Below are 22,101 nucleotides of genomic sequence, written 5' to 3'. Positions count from 1 at the left end.
GCCTAGCGGTATTCCCCGGCCAGTTTCGGATAGTCCGACCACCGCGGCAGCGGCTGGTAGTCCAGGTAGGCGGTGAGCCGGTCGAGCAGATACTGCCAGCGGGGACCGATCGCGCCCGCGTCGGCGGGAGACACGTGGCGGCGGGTCAGTTCCACCGTGGTGACCACGCCGACCTGGGTCATCCGGACTTCGAGCAGGCAACCGTCGATGTGCACGACCAGTTCGTGCGGCGCCTGACAGTGGTCGACGCGCACCGCGACCGGGCCGGGGACGGGACCGTCGAACAGCTCGATGGTCAGGTTGCCGTTGCCGCCGGAGACGGCGCCGAGCCAGCGGGCGAGCTGGCCCCGTTCGGTGGCCGCCGACCACACGTCCAGCACAGGCTTGTGGAACGACCGCAAGTAGTGCAGGAGCACCAGGTCGCCGTCGGCCGTGTGCTCGTGCTCCGGTCGCACCTCGCCGAGCATGGACATCGTGGTCATCGCGAGTCCTTTCCGCTGCTGGTCACCCTCGTCCTCACTGTATTTCCACTATTCCCCGGCCGAATCGAATTCCGGGGAATGCCGGGCCTCGGCGCGCCGCGTCCGCGTGCCGGTCGGCTCGCTCAGCAGGCGGAGGGCCGCGGCTTCGATCCGGTCCTCATCGAGTAGCACCGTCGCGGCGGCCGGACCCAGCGGCACGAAGCTGTCCTCGCTGGTCACGCGCCCGAGGCGGCCGTTGAAACCGGCGTCGACCAGCGCGGTGCACACGGCCTCCGACACGCCACCACTGCGGCGAGTCTCGTCCGCGACGAGGACCCGCCCGGTCGCGCGCGCATGGCGCAGCAGATCGTCCACCGGCAGGGGAGCGAGCCAGCGCAGGTCGAGCACGCGCGCGTCGATTCCGTGCCGGGCCAAGCGCCGAGCCGCGCGCAGGCTCATCGGCACGCCGTTGGCGAAACTCACCAGGGTCAGGTCGGGGCCTTCGCCGTAGACGCGCGCGCGGCCGATTTCGGCGTGCTCGGCCGGAGCCGGGTGTGCCAGCCAGCCGTCGTCGCCGGGACGGTGCAGGTCGCGGGTGTGATACAGCGCGATGGGCTCGAGATACAGGCAGACTCTGCCGTCCACGCGGGCCGCCGACACGCACGTGCGCAGCATCGCCGCGGCGTCGTCGGCCCGGGCCGGGGAGGCGAGCACGACGCCGGGGATGTCGCGTAGCGCGGCAACCGAGTTGTCGTTGTGGAAATGGCCGCCGAAACCCTTCTGATAGGCGTATCCGGCGATCCGCACCACCATCGGGTTCCGGTAACGGCCGTCGGAGAAGAACGACAGCGTGGCCGCTTCGCCGCGGATCTGATCGGCGGCGTTGTGCAGGTAGGCGAGGTACTGGATCTCCGGAATCGGCACGAACCCGGCCAGCGCCGAGCCCAGCGCGGTACCGAGGACGCTCTGCTCGTCCAGCAGGGTGTCGAACACCCGGCGCGCGCCGAAGGTCTTCTGCAAACCCTTCGTCACGCCGTACACGCCACCCTTGCGGCCGACGTCCTCGCCGAAGACGAGCACGTCGCGGTCGCGTGCCAGGAGGCTTGCGAGGGTGTCGTTGATCGCCTGCGCCAAGGTCATCGGCTCGGTATGCGCGGCGCCATTGCGGCGCTGCGGCGCACCGCGGCCCGCGATCGTGTCCTCGGTCTCCGCGGGTTCGCGCTCGTTGGGTGGGAGGGGTTCGGTCCGCAGCGCGTCGGCGCGCACCAGCGCAGGGCGAGCGGGAGCGATCGGTGCGATCACGGCCGCCGCCGAGGCGAGTTTCGGTTCCGCCGAGGCGAGTTCGGCGGCCGTGGCGACCCGGTGGCCGATGTCGGCATAGCGGTCGAGCACGCCGGCGGGTGTGGCGACTCCGGACTCGATCAGCAGCCGTGCGGTGGCCACGACCGGATCGCGGGCGAGATCGGCGGCGACCTCGGCGGGGCGGCGATAGGCGGTTTCGACATCGGATCCGGCGTGACCGAGCAGACGCACGGTCCGCAGCCGCAGGAACGCGGGCGCGCGGCGGTCCCGCACCCACCGCGCCGCCGTGTTCGCGGTGCTCAGCGCGTCGAGGGCGGCGCAGCCGTCCGCGGCGAAGTAGGCCAGGCCCGGGCGGCTGCCGTAGGCCTGTTCGATCCAATCCGGCGGCGTGGGAACGCTGATCCCGATGCCGTTGTCCTCGCAGACGAACAGGATGGGCATGGCGATTCCCTGACCGGCGGTGTGGATCGCGGCATTGATCGCCCCGGCCGCGGTGGAGTGGTTGGCCGACGCGTCACCGAAGCTGCACACCACCACCGCGTCGGCGGGCCAAGGACCGGCGACACCGAGCCGGGCCGCGCGATCGATCGCGAACGCCAGCCCGACGGCGCGCGGAAGGTGCGAGGCGATGGTCGAGGTCTGCGGGATGACGTCGGCGGCGGCGCTGCCGAACACCTTGTGCCTGCCACCGGAAATCGGGTCCGCCGCCGCGGCCACCACCCCGAGCAGAACGTCCCGGATCGGGTCGAGCCCAGGCACGCGCCGGGCCCGATGCACGAAGAACGCCCCCGATCGGTAGTGCAGCAGGGCGGGATCGGTGACCCGCAGGGCCGCCGCCACAGCGGCATTGCCCTCGTGACCGGACGATCCGATGCTGTAATAACCGCGCCGGGCGCTGCCGAGGCGGCGTGCCGCGAGATCGAGATGCCTGCTCGTCGCCTGCGCTTCGAACAGATCGAGGCACGCCGCACCGGTGATCGCGCCGCCGGGTGCGATCGGCTGGTCCGCCGGGCGGCGGGGGCGGGCGGCCAGTGCGGCGACGGCGGTGCGGAACCGCTCGTCGAGATCCACTGCCTGCTCGGTCATCGACCGATCATCTCGTAAACTCCGCCGCTCGGCGGCGTTATCCGGCGGTGTTCTTCCGGAAAACTAGGGCTCGCGATGTGCAAATTTACGAGATGAAGGAGTTGGTAGCGAGCGCTCAGCGCAGCGCGGACGCGGCCTCCTGATCGAGCAGCCAGGTGGTGGACTCCGTACCGGTCGCTCCCGCCGCGGGCACGTCCACCGGGTCCGCGCCGCTGATGGCCGCGGCGACCGCTTCGGCCTTCGAGGCGCCGCCGACCACCAACACGACGTGCCTGCTGCGGCGGATCGCGGGCAGGGTCAATGTCACCCGAACCGGCGGCGGCTTGGGCGAATTCGTCACGGCGACGACGAGGTCGTGGGGTTCGCGCACCGCGTCGGTATCCGGGAAGAGCGAATTCACGTGACCCTCGCCGCCCATGCCGAGCAGGTGCAGATCGAAGGCGCCGTGTTCGGCGAGGTGGGCGTGCACCGTCGCGAAGTACTCGGCGGCGGCCTCCACCGGGTCGGGGTACTCGCCGTCGGAGGCGGCCACCGGATGCACCCGCGCCGGATCCACCGGTACATGGTCGAACAGCGCCTGCCTGGCTTGCAGGTCGTTGCGCTCGGGGTCGTTCGCGGGCACGAAACGCTCGTCGCCCCAGAACACCTCGAGTCGGGACCAGTCGATGTCGCCGGGCGACTTGCGCACCTGCTCGAGCAGAGCGATACCGGTCCCGCCGCCGGTCACCACCACCGAGGCGGAGCCGCGCTCGGCCTGGGCGGCGACGACGACGGAGACGAAGCGGGCCGCCGCGGCGGCCACCAGCGACTCGGTGTCGAGATGCACCTCGACGGTGTCGCTGGGGAACGGCGAATCGGTGGGCTCACTCATAGATCACCTTCTCGATTCCGGCCAGCGCCTCGGCGTAGATCTCGTCGGCGTCCAGCCTGCGTAGGTCTTCGGCGAGGCAGTCGCGAGTCTCCCTGCGCGCCAGGGCGATTCGCTGCACCGGTTCGCCGGTGCGGGTCAGCGTCGCGGTGCGGCCGGTCTGCGGTCGTTCGATCGCGATGGAGACGGTGGGACGATGCAGTTCCACCCGCAGCGGGCCGGTGCGCCGGTGCACCGGGCAGCCCAGCCGGGCGGCCAGCCAGCCGGCCAGAATGTCCAGGGCGGGCTCGTCGCGCAGCCCGGACACCGTCACCGAATCCACCGACTCGAACGGCGGCTCGTCCATGGCCGCCGCCAGCAGGGCCCGCCAGTACGTGATCCGGCTCCAGGCCAGATCGGTGTCGCCGCTGGCATACGACTGCAGCCGCCTCTTGATCGCGGCCTGGGGATCGGCAGCGAACGTGGCGTCGGTGATGCGGCGGCCCGCCAGACGGCCCACCGAATCCTTCGACGGGAACTCCGGCGCACCGCGCGGCCACCAGGCCACCACCGGGGTATCCGGCAGCAGGAACGGGGTGACGACGCTGCTCTCGTGGTTGACCAGTTCACCTTGCAGCCGCAGCACGATGACCTCGGCCGCCCCCGCGTCGCCGCCCACCCGGATCTGCGCGTCCAGCCGGGTGGCGGCCTCCCGGTCGCCGCGCGCGAGCACCACCACGCGACAGGGGTGCTCGCGGCTGGCCTCGTTCGCCGCTTCGATCGCGTGCTCGGCCTCGGAGCTGTCCAACGTGCACACCACCAGCGTGAGCACGCGGCCCATGGTGATCACGCCGTTGCTCTCGCGCAGCTGCACGATGCGCTTGGTGACCTCGCTGGTCTTGGTGTCGGGCATGTCGACGATCACGGGCGCCGCCATTCCCGCCCGGTGCGGGCGATCATCTCGTCCGCGGACGACGGGCCCCAGGTGCCCGCCTCGTACGGCTCCGGCCAGCCGTCGGCCGCCCAGTGGTCGAGCACCGGATCCAGGATGCGCCAGGACAATTCGACCTCCGCGTTCACCGGGAACAGCGACGGCTCCCCGAGCAGCATGTCGAGGATCAAACGTTCGTAGGCCTCCGGCGAGGATTCGGTGAACGCCTCGCCGTAGCTGAAGTCCATGTTGACGTCGCGCACCTCCATGCTGGAGCCCGGCACCTTCGAGCCGAACCGGGTGGTGATGCCCTCGTCCGGCTGCACCCGGATGACCAGCGCGTTCTGCCCGAGTTCCTCGGTCATGGTCTGGTCGAACGGAAGGTGCGGCGCCCGCTTGAAGATCACCGCGATCTCGGTGACCCTGCGGCCGAGCCGCTTTCCCGTGCGCAGGAAGAACGGAACACCCGCCCAGCGGCGGGTGTCGATCTCCAGCCGGATCGCGGCATAGGTCTCGGTCTTCGAGTTCGGGTCGAAACCTTCTTCTTGCAGCAGCCCGACCACGTGCTCGCTGCCCTGCCAGCCTTCGGTGTACTGGCCGCGCGCGGTGGTCTCGTCCAGCGGTTCGATGAGCCTGGTCGCCGAGAGCACCTTGATCTTCTCGGTCTGCAATTGCTTGGGCTCGAAGCTGATCGGCTCCTCCATGGCGGTGAGGGCCAGCAGTTGCAGCAGGTGGTTCTGGATCACGTCTCGCGCGGCGCCGATGCCGTCGTAGTAGCCCGCGCGTCCGCCGAGGCCGATGTCCTCGGCCATGGTGATCTGCACGTGATCGACGAAGTTGGCGTTCCAAATCGGCTCGTACAGCTGGTTGGCGAAGCGCAGCGCGAGGAGGTTCTGCACCGTCTCCTTGCCCAGGTAGTGGTCGATGCGGAAGACCCGCTCCTCGGGGAACACGCCGTTGACCAGTGCGTTGAGTTCTTGCGCGCTCTTCAGATCGTGCCCGAACGGCTTCTCGATCACCACTCGCCGCCAGGGCCTGCGCGCCGCGTCGGGCCCGGTGCTCTGGGCCAGGCCGTGCGCGCACAGCTGGTCGAGCACGATCGGGAACATGTTGGGCGGGATGGACAGATAGAACGCGTGATTGCCGCCGGTGCCGCGCTCCTTGTCCAGCGTGGTCAAGGTGTCGGCGAGCCGGTCGAAGGCCGCGTCGTCGTCGAAGGTGCCCTGGACGAACCGGATGCCCTCCAGGAGCTGATCCCAGACCTCTTGGCGGAAGGGGGTACGCGCGTGCGCCTTGACCGCTTCCAGCACCACCTGCGCGAAGTCCTCGTCCGCGTAGTCGCGGCGCGCGAAACCGACCAAGCCGAAGGCCGGGGGCAGCAGCCCCCGGTTCGCCAGGTCGTAGATGGCCGGCATCAGCTTCTTGCGAGACAGGTCACCGGTGACGCCGAAGATGACCATGCTGCACGGCCCGGCGATGCGCGGAAGCCGTTTGTCCCGTTTGTCCCGCAGCGGGTTCTGCCATTCGACCGCGTCCGGCCGATCCGCGGGTGCTGCCCCGGCCATGGATCAGCCGTTCCCGGTCGACGCCGACTTCAGCTCGTCGGCGGTGGCGGAAAGCAGCTCCTCCCAGGACTTCTCGAACTTGTCCACGCCCTCGCGCTCGAGCACCGCGAACACGTCGTCGAGGTCGACGCCGACGGCGGTGAGCCGATCGAAGACGTCCTTGGCCTCTGCCGCCTTGCCGCTGACCGTGTCGCCGGAGACCACGCCGTGGTCGGCGAACGCCTGGAGCGTCTTCTCCGGCAGGGTGTTCACCGTGTTGGGGGCGACCAGTTCGGTGACGTACATCGTGTCGGGGTACTCCGGGTTCTTCACGCCGGTCGACGCCCACAGCGGACGCTGCCGATTCGCGCCCGAGGAGGCCAGGTTCAGGAACGTGGAGGTGTGCTTGCCTCCGTCGAACACATCCTGGTACTCGGCGTAGGCGAGGCGGGCATTGGCGATACCCGCCTTGCCGCGCAGCGCGAGCGCCTCCTCGGTGCCGAGCGCCTCCAGTCGCTTGTCGATCTCGGTGTCCACGCGGGAGACGAAGAACGAGGCGACGGAGTGAATCCTGGCGGGGTCGTGACCGGCGATCTTGGCCTTCTTCACGCCTTCCAGGTAGGCGCCCATCACCGCGCGGTAGCGCTGCACCGAGAAGATCAGCGTGACGTTCACGCTGATGCCCTCGCCGATCACGGCCGCGATGGCGGGCAGGCCCTCCTCGGTGGCCGGGATCTTGATGAACAGATTGGGCCGGTCGACGATCTTCCACAGTTCGACCGCCTGCGCGACGGTCCGGTCGGTGTCGAACGCCAGGCGGGGGTCGACCTCGATGGAGACCCGGCCGTCCACGCCACCGGTCGCCTCGAAGACCGGAGCGAACACGTCGCAGGCCGCGCGGACGTCATCGGTGGTGATGGTGCGGATCGCGGCGTCGGCGTCGGCACCTTGCGCGGCAAGCTCTTTCAGCTGGCCGTCGTAGGCGTGGCCCTGGCTGAGCGCACCCTGGAAGATCGTCGGGTTGGTGGTGACCCCGACGACGGACCGGGTCTCGATCAACTCGAGCAGGTTGCCGGACTGGATCCGGTCCCTGGACAGATCGTCGAGCCATATGGACACTCCCGCCGCCGAGAGGGCGGCGAGATTCTCGTTCTGAGCCATGAGCGCTTATCCCTTCACGTTCTCGAGCGTGCGCTGCGCGGCGGCAACGACGGCTTCCGGAGTGAAGCCGAATTCGCGGAACAGGGTCTTGTAGTCGGCGGAGGCGCCGAAGTGCTCGATCGACACGATCTCGCCCGCGTCACCGGCGAACCGGTGCCACGGCATCGCGATACCGGCTTCGACGACCACGCGCGCGGCGATCGCGGGCGGAAGCACTTCGTCCCGGTAAGCCTTGTCCTGCGCGTCGAACCACTCCACGCACGGCATCGACACCACGCGGGTGGCGATGCCCTGCTCCTCCAGCGTAATGCGGGCGGCGACCGCGAGCTGGAGCTCCGAACCGGTGGCGATCAGGATCACTTGCGGTGCGCCCGTGGACGCCTCGGCCAGGATGTAGCCGCCCTTCTTCACGCCTTCGTAGCTGGTGCCTTCGAGAATCGGCAGGTCCTGGCGGGTCAGCGCCAGCCCGGACGGGCCGTCCTGGTGCGGCGGCTCGGACACCGAGAAGTGCGAGCTGTGCTCGCTGCTGTCGCGCTCCAGGATGGTGCGCCAGGCGTAGGTGGTCTCGTTGGCGTCACCCGGACGGACCACGTTGAGGCCCGGGATGGCGCGCAGCGCGGCGAGCTGCTCGATCGGCTGGTGCGTGGGGCCGTCCTCACCGAGACCGATGGAGTCGTGGGTCCAGACGTAGATCGCGGGCACGCGCATCAGCGCGGCCAGGCGGACCGACGGGCGCATGTAGTCGCTGAACACCAGGAAGGTGCCGCCGTACGGACGGGTCGGGCCGTGCAGGGCGATGCCGTTGAGAATCGCGCCCATCGCGTGCTCGCGCACACCGAAGTGCAGGGTGCGGCCGTACGGATCGGCCTTCCACATGCCGGTGGAGATCGACTCCGGCCCGAAGCTGCGCTGGTCGGGCATGGTGGTGTTGTTGGACTCGGCCAGGTCGGCCGAACCGCCCCACAGCTCCGGCAGCACCGGCGCCAGCGCGGCGAGCACCTTGCCGGACGCCTTGCGGGTGGCCATACCCTTCGGATCCGGTTCGTAGCTGGGCAGATTCGCGGTCCAGTTCTCCGGCAGGCGCCGCGCGAAGAGGCGGTCGAACAGCGCCTTGTTCTCCGGGTTGGCCGCGGCCCACGCGTCGAACGACTGCTGCCACTGCTCGTGCGCCTTCCGGCCGCGCTCGATGGCCTTGCGGGTGTGCTCGATGACGGCCGGGTCCACGTCGAAGCTCTTGTCCGGGTCGAAGCCGAGGATCTTCTTGGTGGCGGCCACCTCGTCGGCGCCCAGCGCCGCGCCGTGGGCGGTGCCGGTGTTCATCTTGCTGGGGGCGGGGTAGCCGATGATGGTGCGCAGCACGATGATCGAGGGCTTGCCGGTCTCGGCCTTGGCGGCTTGCAGCGCGGCCTCGATGGCGACGACGTCCTCGCCGCCCTCGACCACCTGCACGTGCCAGCCGTAGGCCTCGTAGCGCTTGGCGATGTCCTCGGTGAACGCGATGGTCGTGTCGTCCTCGATGGAGATCTTGTTGTCGTCGTAGATCACCACGAGGTTGCCCAGCTGCTGGGTGCCCGCGAGCGACGACGCCTCGGAGCTGACGCCCTCCTCGAGGTCACCGTCGGAGGCGATGACGTAGATGAAGTGGTCGAACGGGCTCGTGCCCGGCGCGGCGGCGGGATCGAACAGGCCGCGCTCACGACGCGCCGCCATCGCCATGCCGACCGACGAGGCCAGGCCCTGGCCGAGCGGGCCGGTGGTGATCTCGACGCCGTCGGTGTGCCGGAACTCGGGGTGCCCCGGGGTGAGCGAGCCCCACTTGCGCAGGTTTTCGAGGTCGTCGAGTTCCAGGCCGTAACCCGCCAGGTACAGCTGGATGTACTGGGTCAGGCTGGAGTGACCGGCCGACAGCACGAACCGGTCCCGGCCGACCCAGCTCGGATCGCTCGGGTCGATGCGCATGGTCCGCTGGTACAGCGTGTACGCCAGCGGCGCCAGGCTCATCGCGGTACCGGGGTGGCCGTTTCCGGCGTTCTGCACCGCCTCGGCGGCCAGGACCCGGATGGTGTCGACAGCCTTGGTGTCCAGATCCGTCCAGTCGTCCGGGTGGTTCGGCTGAGTGAGGGCGCGGATGTCGTCTGTGATCGACACGACCGAGGTTCTCCTGACATTGATTCGTCGACGGCGGGTGGGTTTCTGACGGCGATGATCGCGCGGCAGCACGGCGTGCTAACCGGGTATACCCACTTACCCTAGTTGTGCCCGGTGACCGGCACACCATTAACCCTGTGTTGGTTTCGCGGCGCCCGTTGCGCTGCGCGTTCGCAGGTGGTTCGCACGGGCCACGACTGCGACGGCGGTGTGTTGGCGGCCTTGCATCAGCGGTGCCGGAACGGGTGGGCCGGGTGTCTTCGGCGCTCGCGTCACGCGCATGCCGGACGCGAGACGGGTTGTGAACGCCCTCGTAGGGCGCGTGTTCGGTGTGATGGGAAAGTATTGAGCAAGCGACTGCTTTGTGGCATGCGCCGGTGCGGTGGCGAAAGTTGCCGCACCACGCGGTCCGAGGCATGCGGTGGGTTCGCCGGGTTGGGTGGGGTCGATGAATTTTTTTTCCGCGGCGCGGAATCCACGCCGCGCGTGCGCGCGGCTCCGCGCGAGTCGAGAACGTGGACAGGGAAGGGCAAGCGGCTCCGATCCGGGTGCCGCGGACGAGCCGAACGAGCCGTCGCCCCCGTCACATTCCGGTCCTCTAGCGCGGGGGCGACGGGAGGGGCGGGCGCGGCGGGGGTCTACCATCCTTTGTAGTAGTAGTCGCGCCGCACCGGTCGGAAGGGGCGCCGGGGCGGACGGAAGTCCGGCGCGGGCGCACCCGTACCACCGGGACGAGTGCACTGCTGGTCGATGCCGGATGCGATGCACAGCGTGCGAGGAGAGACAGTGCGGATTGGGCAACAGCCGGGTGGCGATGGTGCGCACGGCTCCTCCGCGACGGCGCTGGCCGACCGGTTCACGGGTCCCGGCCTACCGTCCCGGCTGATTCGACGGGTACTGGCCTACGTCGCGTTGACCAAGCCCAGGGTCATCGAGCTGTTGCTCGTCGCCACGATTCCGACCATGCTGCTGGCCGACCGCGGCACCGTCGACATCCGCCTGATCCTCGCGACCCTGTTCGGCGGCTGGATGGGGGCGGCGAGCGCGAACACGCTCAACTGCGTCGCGGACGCCGACATCGACAAGGTCATGAAGCGCACCGCCAAGCGGCCGCTGGCCAGGGACGCGGTGCCGACCCGCAACGCGTTCGTGTTCGGCGTCGTGCTCGGGGTCGGCTCGTTCGCCTGGCTGTGGTGGCAGGCCAACCTGCTCAGCGGCGTGCTCGTCGTCGCCACGATCCTGTTCTACGTCTTCGTCTACACGCTGGGCCTCAAGCGCCGCACCTCGCAGAACGTGGTGTGGGGCGGCGCGGCAGGCTGCATGCCCGCGCTGGTGGGCTGGTCGGCGGTGACCGGCGGCATCGGCTGGCCCGCAATCGCGCTGTTCGGCGTCATCTTCTTCTGGACGCCGCCGCACACTTGGGCGCTGGCCATGCGCTACAAGGAGGACTACCGCGCGGCGGGCGTGCCGATGCTGCCGGTGGTGGCCACCGAGAAGACCGTCACCAAGCAGATCGTCGTCTACACCTGGCTGACCGTGCTCACCACGCTCGCCCTGGTGCCCGCCACCGGCGTGATCTACGCGGCCGTGGCGCTGGTGGCCGGAGCGTGGTTCCTGCTCATGGCGCACCAGTTGTACGCGGGCGTGCGGCGCGGCGAGTCGGTGAAGCCGCTGCGGCTGTTCCTCCAGTCGAACAACTACCTGGCCGTGGTGTTCTGCGGCCTCGCGGTGGACTCGGTGCTCGGCTGGGACACCGTCGGCAGCTTCTTCAGCTGAGCGCGCCGACGTAGCCGTCCGGGCGGACGAACACCCGGGTGCCCTCGGCCGCGGCATAGGCCGCGTGGGCATGCCCGTCGACATCCACCACGTGCGGCCCGTCCACCTGCGCACCGGGACGCACCACCGCGTACGCGTGCGGCCCGGCTTCCGCTTGGGCGCCGAATGACAGCACCGTCGCGTGGGGCCCGCGGAACAGATCGAACAATCGGACGGGCCGTCCGTGCTGGTCTTTCACCGGCGCGTCCGGCGCCCGGTCGCCGACGGCGAACCAGCCGCGCTCGGCCGGGTCTCGATAGCTGATGTCCAGTTGCTGGGTTTCCGCTCCGCGTTCCATCGCGTCCTCGTCGCCGTCGACCAGTTTGTCCAGCAGTTCGGAGCTGAGCCCGAGCACCTTGGCGGCCACCGTTCTGCGCTCGGTCTCGTAGCTGTCCAGGAGCGTGTCGTCCCCGGCGAGCGCGGCGGCCAGCTTCCAGCCGAGGTTGTAGGCGTCCTGGATGCCGGTGTTCATGCCTTGGCCGCCGGTGGGCGGATGCGCGTGCGCGGCGTCGCCGGCCAGGAACACCCGGCCGTCGCGGAAGCGCTGCGCGAGGCGGATATTCGGACGCCACACGGTCACCCAGGTCAGGTCGGTGAGGGTGACGTCGTCGCGTCCGCAATAGCGGTCCACGTATTCCTGGAGCAGCTCGAGGCTCGGCTCCGCGTCGCCGGTCGACGGGGCGGCGAATTGGAACTGACGCCCACCGGGCAGCGGGGACAACGCGATGCCCCGCATGGGCTCGTCGGCGGCGGCGAACCAGTAGCCGAACTCGTGGTCGAGCGCGTCGGCGCGCACGTCGCCGAGCAGCATGCGCAGGGATTCGTCGGTGCTGCCCTCGAACGGGATGCCGAGTGTCTTGCGCACGGTGCTCTTGCCGCCGTCCGCGCCGATCAGGTAGGCGGCGCGCACGGTCTCCGGCGTGCCGTCGTGTTCCAGTGTCACGACGACACCGTCGTCGTCCTGTGTGAAGCCGGTCAACGCGGTGCCCAGTTCCACGTGCACCCCGAACTCGGCGAGCCGCTCGCGCAGGATGGCCTCGGTGCGGGACTGGCCGAGCACCCACAGATTCGGGTAGGGGACGGCGGGCGTCGGCTCGACCGGTTCGCTCATTCGGCGTTCGGTGACGAACTCGCCGCCCAGATGTACGCGCATCACCGGTGTCGGCATTCCGGCCGCCAGCACCGCGTCCAATAGCCCCAGGTCGTCGAACACTTCCAGGGTGCGCGGCTGGATGCCGTCGCCGCGCGAGCCCGCGAAGAACGTGGGCGCCTTGTCGACGATCCGGACCGGGATGTCCCGGCGAGCGAGATCGAGGGCGAGGGTGAGGCCGGTGGGTCCGGCGCCCGCGACGAGAACGAGCTGTGCCATGACGTACTCCTGATGAATTTATATTCACTGAATGCATATTCAGTGTCATGCTTGGTACGTTGCCTTGTCAAGGAGGTGAGGTGGGTGTCGCTGAGTCGCAAGGAGAAGTCGGCCGAAACCGAGCAGGTGTTGAAGGCCGCCGCGCTGCGGTTGTTCGCCGAGCGCGGCTACCTGAACACCAAGATCACCGATATCACGACGGCCGCGGGACGGGCGGCCGGGTCGTTCTACAACCACTTCGCGAGCAAGGAAGAATTGCTCCAGGCGCTGCTGAGCGATCTGGCCGCGGCGGGGGACGAGCGCGCGGAAGGACCCGATCACAACCCGGATTTCAGCGACCCGGAGGCGGTGCGTTACCACGTCGCCGGGTATTGGACCTTCGCGCGGGAGCACGGGCCCGTGCTGCGCGCGGTGAATCAGGCGGCCCTGGTCAACGAGGAATTCGCGCAGATGGTCGCGCGGTTCGGCAGACAACAGCGCGCGGACATCGCCGACCATGTCGAACGATTCGCCGACCGGGGCCTGCGGCTGCCGAGCACGCCCGACGCCAGCCTGGCGATGATGTTCATGCTCACCCAGAGCCTGCTGGCCGCGGTGGAGGAGGGGAGCGTCGAGCTGACCGACGAACAGGCCGTGGAGGGCCTGACCCGTTTCATCTATCGCGGTCTGACCGGCCGCGACTACTGAGCGGGCGGTGGACGGCCCCTCGGACCGCCCCCCGCTCGTGGCTCACGGAAGCAGGACGATGGAACCGGTGGTCTTGCGGCCTTCCAGGTCGCGGTGTGCCCGCTCGGCGTCGGCGAGCGGGTAGGTCGCGCCGATCCGGATGTTCAGCGTGCCTCGCGCGATGGCGTCGAAGACGTCACCCGCGCGCCAAGTGAGTTCGGCGCGGTCCCGGATGTAGTGCGCCAACGTGGGACGGGTGACGAACAGCGAACCGGCCCCGCCCAGCCGTTGCAGGTCGAACGGCGGCACCGGACCGCTCGCGCCCCCGAAGAGGGCGAGCGTGCCCCGCACGCGCAGCGCGGCCAGGCTCGACTCGAAGGTCGCCGCGCCGACGCCGTCGTAGGCCGCCGCCACGCCGACGCCGTCGGTGAGCTCGCGCACGCGATCGGCCAGTCCGTCGCCGTAACGCAGCACCTCATCGGCTCCTGCCGCGCGCGACAGCGTCTCCTTCTCGTCGGAGGACACCGTCGTGATCACCCGGACGCCGCGCGCGTTGAGGAGCTGGGTCAGAATCAGCCCGACACCGCCCGCGCCCGCGTGCACGAGCACCGCGTCCCCTGGCTCGGGCCGGTAGACGGACTCGATGAGATAGTGCGCCGTCATGCCCTGCAACAGCGCCGACGCGGCCACGGGCGGATCGACGCCGTCCGGTACCCGGATGGCGACGGCGGCGGGCACCGCGACCTTCGGGGCGTAGCTGCCCGGGGCGGCGGCCCAGGCCACCCGGTCGCCGACCGCGAACTCCGTGACATCCGAGCCGACCTCGGCGACGACGCCGGTGCCCTCCGCGCCGGGAACGTAGGGGACGTCCTGCGGATAGCGCCCGGTACGGATGTAGGTATCGATGAAGTTGACGCCGATCGCCTGGGTGTCGACCAGGAGCTGGTCCGGGCCGATCCGCGGATCGGGCACCTCCACGTACTTCAGGACCTCGGGACCACCGTGTTCGGAAACCTGAATGGCGTGCATGAGATCCAGTTCTACACCCGAGCGGCGGGCACACTGCCTACCGGTCGGTAAACTGCGTGCCATGAGTTCTGAAACCGCCACGGCGCCGCAGAAGCTGTCGGGCGCCCTCGTCGAGTCCGTCAAGGGGTTCGTCGCCGATCACGGACCTTCCGCCACGGCAGTGCTCCAGCGGATCGGTCGTGCTGGTGTGCGGGTCACGCTGGTCGGTTCCGACGGTGTGCTCGGTGACCGCGTGGTCCCGGACCTGGAGACGGCCAAGGAACTGGTCGCCACGATCGACGGTCTCACCGAGGCCGACGAATGGGATCGTGAGCTCACCTCGATCGTCACCCCGCGCAAGGGCCACTGGGCCAAGATGGCGGGCTGGGTCGCCAAGCAGGCCCGTTTCCCCAAGGCGCGCAACGAGAAGTGATCGTTGCGTAGCCGAGTGACGCTGCCCGGCCGGATCGGCGCGGCGGTGATCGCCGCGTGCGCGCTTCTCGTCGCGGCAGCGATTCCGGCGGCCGCGCAGCCGCCGGAGACTCCGAACGCGCTGCGCGCCTGCACGCCCGGCGACTATCCGCCGTACTCGATCAGGGACGCTGCCGGCGACCACCGCGGTGTGGACGTCGATCTCGCGCGGGGTTTCGCCGCGCTGCTCGGCCGTCCGGTCGAATTCGTGCCCGTGACCTGGGCGACGCTGAAGACGGACTTCGCCGAGCGGAACTGCGATATCGCGGTCGGTGGCATCTCCGACCTGCCGTCGCGGCGCGCGTTCGCGGACTTCTCGATCACCTACGGGACCGATGGCAAGGCCCCGATCACCCATCGCGCGAACGGCACCGCGTACTCGACCATCGCGGAGATCAACCGTCCCGGCGTCCGGGTGATCGCCAATCGCGGTGGCACGAACGAAGAATTCGCGCGCAAGAACTTCCCCGACGCGCAGCTCACCTTGTGGCCGGACAATCTGACGATCTTCGGCGAGGTCGAGCAGGGCCGCGCCGACGTGTTCGTCACCGATTCGGTCGAGGGCCGCTACCGCGTCCGTCAGCATCCGGACCTGCAAGTGCTGCATCCCGAAGCGCCGTTCGACTCGTTCGGGAAAGTGCTGCTGGTGCGCAAGAACGATCCGGTGCTGTCGGCCTTGCTGGATGCCTACTTGACCACCCAGCTCGCGACCGGCGCGGTGGACCGGTTGTTCGACCAGTGGATCGGACCGGGCGCTACCGTCCGCTGAGTGACATACCACCATCGGCCCGGACGCCTGGAGTCTCATCAAGGTGATGACCGGCCCCGTGGTCACCGGGCTCGGTACACAGTGCCGACCGTCAGGCGGCTGCCACCTTCCGTAGTGCCCGGTGCGCTGAATGCGACACCGGCGTCGGGCGATGAGAAGTGCCCCGGGTCAACGTGTGCGGCCATGCGCGATACTCGGCGAGGAAACGAGTCGGATAACGGCGAAATCAGGCGGCCGAGGCCGTGGTCAGTTCGGGGCGGAGCGCTCGGCTCCATCCCGGCGCGGATGCTCCAGGAGCGCCTTCCACGCTGCCTGCCAAGGGAACAGGGGGAGGCGTGCTTCTCCGGTGCCCCGCTCATGCGGCTCGCCTTCGCCGATCACCATGGTGATGCCCCATTCGGACAGTTTGCGGATCCCCTCCTGGATCGCCGGAAAGCTGATCTGCGCGCGGTTCGAGTACGGCACCCCCACGATCGGCAGCCCCTTGCCGAGCCCTTCGACCAGCAGGCCGAGCAGGAGCGTATCCGAGATCCCCGCAGCCCATTTCGCGATCGAATTGCCGGTGAGCGGTGCGGCGATGATGCCGTCGGCGGGCGGCAGCACGTCCGGCGTGCCCGGTTGCTTGTACTCGCTGCGCACGGGATAGCCGGTCTGCGCCCGGATCGCGTCGGCATCGATGAAACCGGTGCCGGACGGCGAGGCGATCACGCACACCTCCCATCCGTCCGCCTGTGCCAGGGTGATCAGCTTGCCGACATCGCGTGCGGCGGGCGATCCGGTCACGAGGGCGTACAGCACGGGATTTCCGTTGGCGTCCACGGGTTCATGGTGCCACGCCGCCTAGGTCGTCTCGACCCGGCCGGCGGGTGGTTATCGTCGATGGACCGAGATGGCGCGGCACGCGAATCCTCCCTGTGGGGTCGGTTCGATCTCGACACAGACCGATAGGCCCTCGGCGATCGTGGTGATGTTCAGATCACCGCAGACAGCCGACACGTGGAACCACACGAGCGTGTGGTCGGTGTCGTCGAGCTCGATCACGCCGGTGCCGCTGCGGGGCTTCCAACGCCATACGGTGCCGCTGTCCATCGTCGCCCTCTCTCGTGTTATGCGGTCGGATGCGGTGCCTCGGCGCAGAGTGTTGTGCCGCAACGGATTTCGTCCGCAGGATGCGCTGGGCGCTCTCGGCGATGGTGCGGAGTCGCCGACCTGCGGATTCATGCCGGGACCGCGCCGATGCGTTTGGCGAGGCGGCCGAGGTCGCCGGTGGTGAGGTTGCGGTGGGCGGTGCGCATCATGTGACCGACGAGTTCGCGGACGTGTGTCATGCCCCGGACTTGTTGGGGGGCGATGTGTTCGGCGCGCAGTAGGGCGTGCAGGGAGTTGTGGTAGTCGCGGCGGAGGGCGTGGGCGCGGCCGATCTCGACGAAGTATTGGGCTCGGCGGCCTTCGGCGGGGATGGTGTGAGGGTTGAGAGTCGGGGCGAGTTCAAGGACTTGACCTGGTTCGCGTTGTTCCATTGCCGCCGACATGCGCCACAGGATCACGTTCGCGGCATCGAATGTCGGATTGCGCAAAGTCGCGGTTTCCTGGGGGACCTGGTCGAGCCGCACCACTTGCTGGCTCGCTTCGTTCAAGTGGTCGCCCGGATCACCGCCGAGTGCGGAGGTGACGAGCGCGGCTTGAAGGTGCAGCATGCCGTAGGTTTCGATCTCGCCCCGACTGCGCACATCTGGGCCGAGGCGCTCGGCAGCGTTGGCCGCGCCGTCGAGCGCGGCGGTCAGTGAGCCAGGGCGCGACAAAAGGATCTGGCTTCGAGTGAAGGCTGCGGTAGCCGGACCTGACGTGCCGCCGATGTGCACGGTGGCGCGCTCGATCTCCTGCGCTGCTGTCCAAGCCAGCGCCGAATACCCTCGCGCCTTCAAGGACGCGGCTGTCGTGTATGACGCCGCCGCAAGCACGTCCCACGCCGAATCTCGATCGGCTCCAGTCGAATCACGAGTGTGTCGATAGCAGTCGGTGAGCAGGGCGGGCAACAGCGGACCGAGCGCCGCGTAGTCGCATGCACGTCGCAAATGGGCAGCGTGACGTGCTGTCGCCGCGAGTTCCGTGAGACTGCGGGGTCGTGCAGTCGGAGTGGTGTCACCACGGGTCCAAAGTGCGGTTTCGATGGCGGGCACTGCGGCGTGGAATCCTGCCGACGACGGGTCGAACCGGTCGTCCTGATCGCCGGTCAGATCACCGACCGCGACGCCGAGCGCCTGGGCAAGGGCGTGCAGGGTCCGCCGGGAATCGATCGGTCGCTCACCGTTCTCGTATTTGGCGATCGCACCACGGCTGACACCGACCCGGTCGGCCAACACCTGCTGCGAGATGCCACGGCGCGCGCGGATGGCACGCACCTGTCGGCCGATGTACCGGCCCTCGTCTTTCCCCAGATCCTCGCTCATCGGCTCTCCCTCGCCGGATGCTGACCGAACCTCATGCTAGACGCGTCGCCACGTGTCCCGCACCGGGACAGCGCCGCTCCGGCGGCCCGCCAAGCTGGTGCGAGCACTCGCCCTCGGGACGGGCACGTCCGCGCGCGACAAGCTGGTCGCGCTCTCGCTGCGGGTGCTCACAACGTGATGAGCAGGGGAAGGCGAACGTGATGCGGGGAGAGGCAGTCGGTTTCGCGCGGCACGACATGTTCGTGAAGCGGCACGGTGACGCGATCGCGGTGCGGGCGACTGGTGACCGATACGAACTCGGCGCGATCGGCAAGCCGGTGGTGTTCGAACCCGGCCCGACGCTATTCCTACCGAATGCCCCGCGCCGCGTGCGTCCTGCGACCGATTCGCTACAGCGACGAGCGGTGATCCGGGGCTCCGGATCACCGCGCGACGTTTTCTACGGGGGAACCGTCCGTGGGTCCGCTCGCCTCGGCGCGATGGCGTGGCGGCTGCCGCGCGGACGTGACTCGCGCACTGTGGCCTCGCACCGCATCGAACCTCTCGGCGCGGCAGTGGGGGAGAGCACGCGGTGAGCGAACCATGCTTTCCGGCGGCCGACACCCCGGCCAGCCGGTGCCGCTTCTACCGGCAATGCGGGCTCGCGGCGGCCGTGCAGCCGGAACTCGGCCGCATCATCGTGCCCGCGGGTCGGGTGGGCGCGATCACCATGCCCGCGCGGCTCGGACAGGAGGTGAAGGCGCTGATGCAGGTCCGGCGGTCCGCGCTCGGGCCGATCATCTCGCATCCGCGTTCGAAGCGCTGGACCTATCTGGTGCGGCCGGACCTGCCCGACGAGGTCGGCTTGTTTGCCGAGCTGTTCCGGCTGGACGTGTCGGTAGCGCGTTGCGGCGCGCAGATCGCATTGCCGTCACCCGCCGACCGGTCACCGTGCTTCCGCGTCTGGGTCGAACCGCCGCGCGATACGTTCCGGCCGTCCGGCTCGGTCGTGGTCGCGGCGATTCGTGTTCGCGCTCGGCGGTGGTGGTGACCGGACCGGAGCAGCGGTCGCCGCGGCCGCACGAGCGGGATGTCCATCTCTCGATCCAATTCCACGACGTGCGCTTGAATTTCGCGGCCTGCGCGAGCGCCGCCGCGCTGTTCGTCCAGGAATGGCGCGCCCGCCACTACGAGGACGCGGTCACGGTGCTGCCGGGCGATCCGGCCGGTCTGCCCCGCCTCCCGAACGAGCGGTTGTTCCTCGACCCGTGAGCGGCGGTCGGCCAGGGAGTGGACGCGGCCGCAGGTCCCCGCTGGTCTCTTGCGCCGTGGTCGTCGCGGGTCCGGCACGCCGCGCTAACTCGGCGGTCTCGCCATCCCGGTGGTGCGGGTACCTCGGCGGACCGTTCACCCCGCTGGTCGCGGTCATGGCGGGCGCGCTCACGGCGGTGCCGCGTCCTGGGCCTGCCCGGCGTCCGCGTCATCGATCCGTCCTCGGGTGTCGGCGGCGACAGAACACGAGTCGGGCATCGACTCTTGGCACCAGGAGCGGTGGAATGGCGAATTGTCCGCAAAGTGACCTGTCCGCCGCATCTCGCGCAGATGCGGCACCGCCCTCTTCGGAGGGCGATACCCTTGAGCAGGGTAATTCGACGTCAAGGAGCTGATGTGGAACACCTACGAGGCAAGGCGCGACGTGTGTAGCCGCCGTATGGCTGACCGTGGCTGACTCCGAGCTACCGATGCGTGATCCCATCGATCTTGCCGATTCGGCGGAACGGACCCGTGCGACACTCGCCGCCGCTGTGGCGCGATTCTCCGAGGCTTGGGCATCGGGACTCCCGCCCGATCTGTCCGCCTACCTGCCCTGCGAGCCGGCCGAGCGGCACACGGCGCTGATCGAATTGATCAAAGTCGACCTCGAATTCCGCTGGCTTCGCTACCCCTTCCCGAAGCGGCTGATCGACTACCGCGCGGAATTCCCCGAGCTGCGGAACGGTCCGTTGCCCGCCGATCTGGTGTACGAGGAATTCCACGCCATGCGCCGCAGCGGCCGCCGCGCCGACGCCGCCGATCTGGCCGGTACCGCTACCGCCACGGCGGCCCACCCGGATCTCGACCGGATCACCAGCGCCTACCGCAGCACGATGATCGCGCGGCCGAGCGCCCAAGTCGCGCTCGACGCCATCGACGTCGGCGATCGCGTCGATGATTTCGACCTCTTGATGCGGATCGGCGTCGGCGCCTTCGCCCAGGTGTACCTCGCGCGGCAGCAGTCGATGCAGCGACTGGTCGCGGTCAAGATCTCGCACAACCACGGCAACGAGCCGCAGACGCTCGCCCAGCTCGACCACGAATACATCGTGCGCATCTTCGATCAGCGACTCATCGCCGACGGCGAGTTGAAACTGCTCTACATGCAGTATCTGCCCGGCGGAACGCTGCTCGACGTGCTGCGCTTGTCGCGCACGACGCCGCGGGAACGTCGTGGTGGACAACTGCTGCTCGACGCCATCGACAAGGTGCTCGCCGACAAAGGCGAGGTTCGGCCGACCGAATCGGCTGTCCGGACCAGGATCGCCGGATTGACCTGGCCGGAGACCGTGGTGTGGCTGGGGCGCCGGCTCGCGGACGCGCTGGAGCACGCGTCCGAACGTGGGGTGCTGCATCGCGACATCAAACCGGCGAACGTGCTGCTGAGCGCCGAGGGAATTCCGAAGCTGGCCGACTTCAACGTCAGCTTCAGCAAACGTGTCCGAGGCACCAGCCCCCTGGCGTACTTCGGCGGGTCGCTGGCATACATGTCGCCCGAGCAACTCGAAGCGTGCCACCCCGACCTGTCTGCGACCGCCGCGGAACTGGATACGAGAAGCGACATCTTCGCGCTGGCCGTCATGCTGTGGGAGTTGCTCACCGGGCGCCGCCCCTTCGCGGACGAGACGTCGGCGGGCGATTCGCAGACGTCGCTGGCCCACATGATCGCACTGCGGCGCCGGCCCATCGGTCCGGCGTTCCTGTCGCAGCTGCCGCCGGACTGCCCGATGGCGCTGCGCCGCGTGTTGTTGAAGTGTCTGTCACCCGACCGTGCGGACCGCTACTCCTCCGGCTCGGAATTGGCGCAACAGCTCGATCTGTGCCTGGAGCAGCGGGCCCGTGATCTCGTCTATCCACCCCCGGACAGCTGGCGCGCACGGCTCGCGCGCAGACCCACCCCCATCCTGTGGTTGTCCTCGCTGGTCGGTGTCGGCCTGGCGACGATCTACATGGCCGTGCACGTGCAGGACCTGATCAGGGAGCGCCTGACCGATACGACAAACTCGCAGCTCAACATGGGTGTGTACGTCTTCGTCCTCATCGCCTGCCCGCTGTCCATCGTGATCTACGCGTATATGTCGCGTGATCTGCTCGCTGTTCCGCGCGGCTTGCGCGAGGGCAGACGCTACGACGAGGCACTGCTCGCGCGAGTGCGGTCGCGAACACTGTTCTGGGGGGACATGTGTGCGCTGAACACCTTTCAAACCGGGATTACGGCGACGGTGACGGGGGTGTTCCTCTGCCTCTGGCTCACCGATCTTCCGGCGCGACTGGTGATCCATGCGGCGATGACCGTTTTCATGGCGGCTGTCATCTCCGTCGCCTACACGTTCTTCCTGTCGACGTTCTACATCGTCCGCTGTGTCTATCCGGTCTATTTGCGTTACAGCCGCACGACGGCGCACGACTTCGGCGTCATCCGCACCCTGCGCCGCAGAACCACGATCTATCTAGCGGTCACGGCGTCCGTGCCACTGGTCGGGGTGCTGGCCGGATTCAGCCTGCTCGAACCCGAGGAACTTCCGCTGGTGCGTGATTCGGTCCTCGGGCTGTGCGCGGTCGGCGGGCTCGCGTTCGTCGCCGTGTACTGGCTGTTCCGCACGCTGGACGCGGACCTGCGCGCGCTCCAGCGGGTGGTCCAGGCGTCAGCGGCGGACGTGGACTGATCCGCGCGCACGCCCACGACCCGAGCGACCTCACAGGGCCGACTCGGGCCGATCGGCGAACTCCTGTTCCCGCCACCGTGCACTCAGGTGTCGCGGGAATGATCGCCCCGGGTG

The 22,101-nt window shown here is 69.0% G+C and carries 21 protein-coding genes; 9 read left to right on the top strand and 12 right to left on the bottom strand.

The window, feature by feature from the left end:
* Positions 1-2 precede the first annotated feature (2 nt).
* The 7 genes from ACWEH3_RS24730 to tkt all read right to left on the bottom strand — a co-directional run bounded on the left by ACWEH3_RS24730 (position 3) and on the right by tkt (position 9,480).
* Positions 3-482, bottom strand: coding sequence for a hypothetical protein (locus ACWEH3_RS24730; protein WP_450014973.1), 480 nt, complete (start codon positions 480-482; stop codon positions 3-5).
* 48 nt (positions 483-530) lie between these two features.
* Entirely contained in the window at positions 531-2,849 is a 2,319-nt protein-coding gene (locus tag ACWEH3_RS24725; RefSeq protein ID WP_450014972.1) for a transketolase C-terminal domain-containing protein, read from the bottom strand.
* A 115-nt stretch (positions 2,850-2,964) separates the two neighbouring features.
* Positions 2,965-3,720 carry a 6-phosphogluconolactonase gene (gene pgl, locus ACWEH3_RS24720; RefSeq protein ID WP_450014971.1) on the bottom strand — a complete coding sequence of 252 codons (756 nt, stop codon included), beginning with the start codon at positions 3,718-3,720 and terminating at the stop codon, positions 2,965-2,967.
* Positions 3,713-4,621 carry a glucose-6-phosphate dehydrogenase assembly protein OpcA gene (gene opcA / locus ACWEH3_RS24715; protein WP_450014970.1) on the bottom strand — a complete coding sequence of 303 codons (909 nt, stop codon included), beginning with the start codon at positions 4,619-4,621 and terminating at the stop codon, positions 3,713-3,715. Before opcA ends, pgl begins: the two co-directional genes overlap by 8 nt.
* Positions 4,618-6,192 (bottom strand): glucose-6-phosphate dehydrogenase, encoded by a 1,575-nt coding sequence (gene zwf / locus ACWEH3_RS24710; RefSeq protein WP_450014969.1) that lies wholly within the window; start codon positions 6,190-6,192, stop codon positions 4,618-4,620. Before zwf ends, opcA begins: the two co-directional genes overlap by 4 nt.
* A gap of 3 nt (positions 6,193-6,195) precedes the next feature.
* Positions 6,196-7,332: a transaldolase gene (gene tal, locus ACWEH3_RS24705; RefSeq protein ID WP_450014968.1), complete on the bottom strand. Its 1,137-nt coding sequence runs from the start codon at positions 7,330-7,332 to the stop codon at positions 6,196-6,198.
* Between the two features lie 6 nt (positions 7,333-7,338).
* Positions 7,339-9,480: a transketolase gene (gene tkt, locus ACWEH3_RS24700; RefSeq protein ID WP_450014967.1), complete on the bottom strand. Its 2,142-nt coding sequence runs from the start codon at positions 9,478-9,480 to the stop codon at positions 7,339-7,341.
* A gap of 786 nt (positions 9,481-10,266) precedes the next feature.
* Here tkt and ACWEH3_RS24695 point away from each other — a divergent pair.
* Entirely contained in the window at positions 10,267-11,256 is a 990-nt protein-coding gene (locus ACWEH3_RS24695; RefSeq protein WP_450014966.1) for a heme o synthase, read from the top strand.
* On the opposite strand, the gene ACWEH3_RS24690 is transcribed toward ACWEH3_RS24695, so the two are convergent.
* Positions 11,249-12,664: an FAD-dependent monooxygenase gene (locus tag ACWEH3_RS24690; RefSeq protein WP_450014965.1), complete on the bottom strand. Its 1,416-nt coding sequence runs from the start codon at positions 12,662-12,664 to the stop codon at positions 11,249-11,251. The two genes, ACWEH3_RS24695 and ACWEH3_RS24690, sit on opposite strands and share 8 nt — an antisense overlap.
* Before the next feature lie 84 nt (positions 12,665-12,748).
* Here ACWEH3_RS24690 and ACWEH3_RS24685 point away from each other — a divergent pair, with 84 nt between their 5' ends.
* Positions 12,749-13,351 carry a TetR/AcrR family transcriptional regulator gene (locus ACWEH3_RS24685; protein ID WP_450014964.1) on the top strand — a complete coding sequence of 201 codons (603 nt, stop codon included), beginning with the start codon at positions 12,749-12,751 and terminating at the stop codon, positions 13,349-13,351.
* Positions 13,352-13,393: 42 nt separating this feature from the next.
* On the opposite strand, the gene ACWEH3_RS24680 is transcribed toward ACWEH3_RS24685, so the two are convergent.
* On the bottom strand, positions 13,394-14,359 hold the full coding sequence (locus tag ACWEH3_RS24680) for a quinone oxidoreductase family protein (protein WP_450014963.1): 966 nt from the start codon (positions 14,357-14,359) through the stop codon (positions 13,394-13,396).
* A gap of 61 nt (positions 14,360-14,420) precedes the next feature.
* Between ACWEH3_RS24680 and ACWEH3_RS24675 the strand changes: the two genes are divergently transcribed.
* Positions 14,421-14,771 (top strand): hypothetical protein, encoded by a 351-nt coding sequence (locus ACWEH3_RS24675; protein ID WP_450014962.1) that lies wholly within the window; start codon positions 14,421-14,423, stop codon positions 14,769-14,771.
* A 3-nt stretch (positions 14,772-14,774) separates the two neighbouring features.
* Positions 14,775-15,578, top strand: coding sequence for a transporter substrate-binding domain-containing protein (locus tag ACWEH3_RS24670; protein WP_450014961.1), 804 nt, complete (start codon positions 14,775-14,777; stop codon positions 15,576-15,578).
* A 246-nt stretch (positions 15,579-15,824) separates the two neighbouring features.
* Here the strand turns inward: ACWEH3_RS24670 and ACWEH3_RS24665 are convergent, their stop codons facing one another.
* From ACWEH3_RS24665 to ACWEH3_RS24655, 3 genes are all read right to left on the bottom strand, one after another.
* Complete coding sequence (locus ACWEH3_RS24665; protein ID WP_450014960.1) at positions 15,825-16,361, bottom strand: flavoprotein; 537 nt, start codon at positions 16,359-16,361, stop codon at positions 15,825-15,827.
* A gap of 87 nt (positions 16,362-16,448) precedes the next feature.
* On the bottom strand, positions 16,449-16,667 hold the full coding sequence (locus tag ACWEH3_RS24660) for a hypothetical protein (protein ID WP_450014959.1): 219 nt from the start codon (positions 16,665-16,667) through the stop codon (positions 16,449-16,451).
* Between the two features lie 128 nt (positions 16,668-16,795).
* Positions 16,796-18,028, bottom strand: coding sequence for a helix-turn-helix domain-containing protein (locus ACWEH3_RS24655; RefSeq protein ID WP_450014958.1), 1,233 nt, complete (start codon positions 18,026-18,028; stop codon positions 16,796-16,798).
* A gap of 52 nt (positions 18,029-18,080) precedes the next feature.
* On the opposite strand from ACWEH3_RS24655, the gene ACWEH3_RS24650 reads away from it, so the two are divergent.
* From ACWEH3_RS24650 to ACWEH3_RS24630, 5 genes are all read left to right on the top strand, one after another.
* Positions 18,081-18,206 carry a hypothetical protein gene (locus ACWEH3_RS24650; protein ID WP_450014957.1) on the top strand — a complete coding sequence of 42 codons (126 nt, stop codon included), beginning with the start codon at positions 18,081-18,083 and terminating at the stop codon, positions 18,204-18,206.
* A 22-nt stretch (positions 18,207-18,228) separates the two neighbouring features.
* A complete protein-coding gene (locus ACWEH3_RS24645) occupies positions 18,229-18,603 on the top strand; it encodes a hypothetical protein (RefSeq protein WP_450014956.1) in 375 nt (124 codons plus the stop codon).
* Positions 18,600-19,058, top strand: a complete 459-nt coding sequence (locus tag ACWEH3_RS24640; RefSeq protein ID WP_450014955.1) for a DNA-directed RNA polymerase subunit beta — start codon at positions 18,600-18,602, stop codon at positions 19,056-19,058. The genes ACWEH3_RS24645 and ACWEH3_RS24640 overlap by 4 nt, the downstream gene beginning before the upstream one ends.
* Positions 19,055-19,279: a hypothetical protein gene (locus tag ACWEH3_RS24635; RefSeq protein WP_450014954.1), complete on the top strand. Its 225-nt coding sequence runs from the start codon at positions 19,055-19,057 to the stop codon at positions 19,277-19,279. The genes ACWEH3_RS24640 and ACWEH3_RS24635 overlap by 4 nt, the downstream gene beginning before the upstream one ends.
* 470 nt (positions 19,280-19,749) lie before the next feature.
* Positions 19,750-21,987, top strand: a complete 2,238-nt coding sequence (locus ACWEH3_RS24630; RefSeq protein WP_450014953.1) for a serine/threonine-protein kinase — start codon at positions 19,750-19,752, stop codon at positions 21,985-21,987.
* Positions 21,988-22,101: the final 114 nt, after the last annotated feature.

Source organism: Nocardia sp. NPDC004718, from assembly GCF_053601535.1.
This window is presented reverse-complemented; position numbering and strand designations above follow the sequence as displayed.

Coding starts and splice junctions, on each gene's coding strand:
- ACWEH3_RS24730 (WP_450014973.1), bottom strand. CDS start 482: ATGACCACGATGTCCATGCTCGGCGAGGTGCGACCGGAGCACGAGCAC.
- ACWEH3_RS24725 (WP_450014972.1), bottom strand. CDS start 2,849: ATGACCGAGCAGGCAGTGGATCTCGACGAGCGGTTCCGCACCGCCGTC.
- pgl (WP_450014971.1), bottom strand. CDS start 3,720: ATGAGTGAGCCCACCGATTCGCCGTTCCCCAGCGACACCGTCGAGGTG.
- zwf (WP_450014969.1), bottom strand. CDS start 6,192: ATGGCCGGGGCAGCACCCGCGGATCGGCCGGACGCGGTCGAATGGCAG.
- tal (WP_450014968.1), bottom strand. CDS start 7,332: ATGGCTCAGAACGAGAATCTCGCCGCCCTCTCGGCGGCGGGAGTGTCC.
- ACWEH3_RS24690 (WP_450014965.1), bottom strand. CDS start 12,664: ATGGCACAGCTCGTTCTCGTCGCGGGCGCCGGACCCACCGGCCTCACC.
- ACWEH3_RS24680 (WP_450014963.1), bottom strand. CDS start 14,359: ATGCACGCCATTCAGGTTTCCGAACACGGTGGTCCCGAGGTCCTGAAG.
- ACWEH3_RS24675 (WP_450014962.1), top strand. CDS start 14,421: ATGAGTTCTGAAACCGCCACGGCGCCGCAGAAGCTGTCGGGCGCCCTC.
- ACWEH3_RS24660 (WP_450014959.1), bottom strand. CDS start 16,667: ATGGACAGCGGCACCGTATGGCGTTGGAAGCCCCGCAGCGGCACCGGC.
- ACWEH3_RS24655 (WP_450014958.1), bottom strand. CDS start 18,028: ATGAGCGAGGATCTGGGGAAAGACGAGGGCCGGTACATCGGCCGACAG.
- ACWEH3_RS24645 (WP_450014956.1), top strand. CDS start 18,229: ATGCGGGGAGAGGCAGTCGGTTTCGCGCGGCACGACATGTTCGTGAAG.
- ACWEH3_RS24630 (WP_450014953.1), top strand. CDS start 19,750: ATGCGTGATCCCATCGATCTTGCCGATTCGGCGGAACGGACCCGTGCG.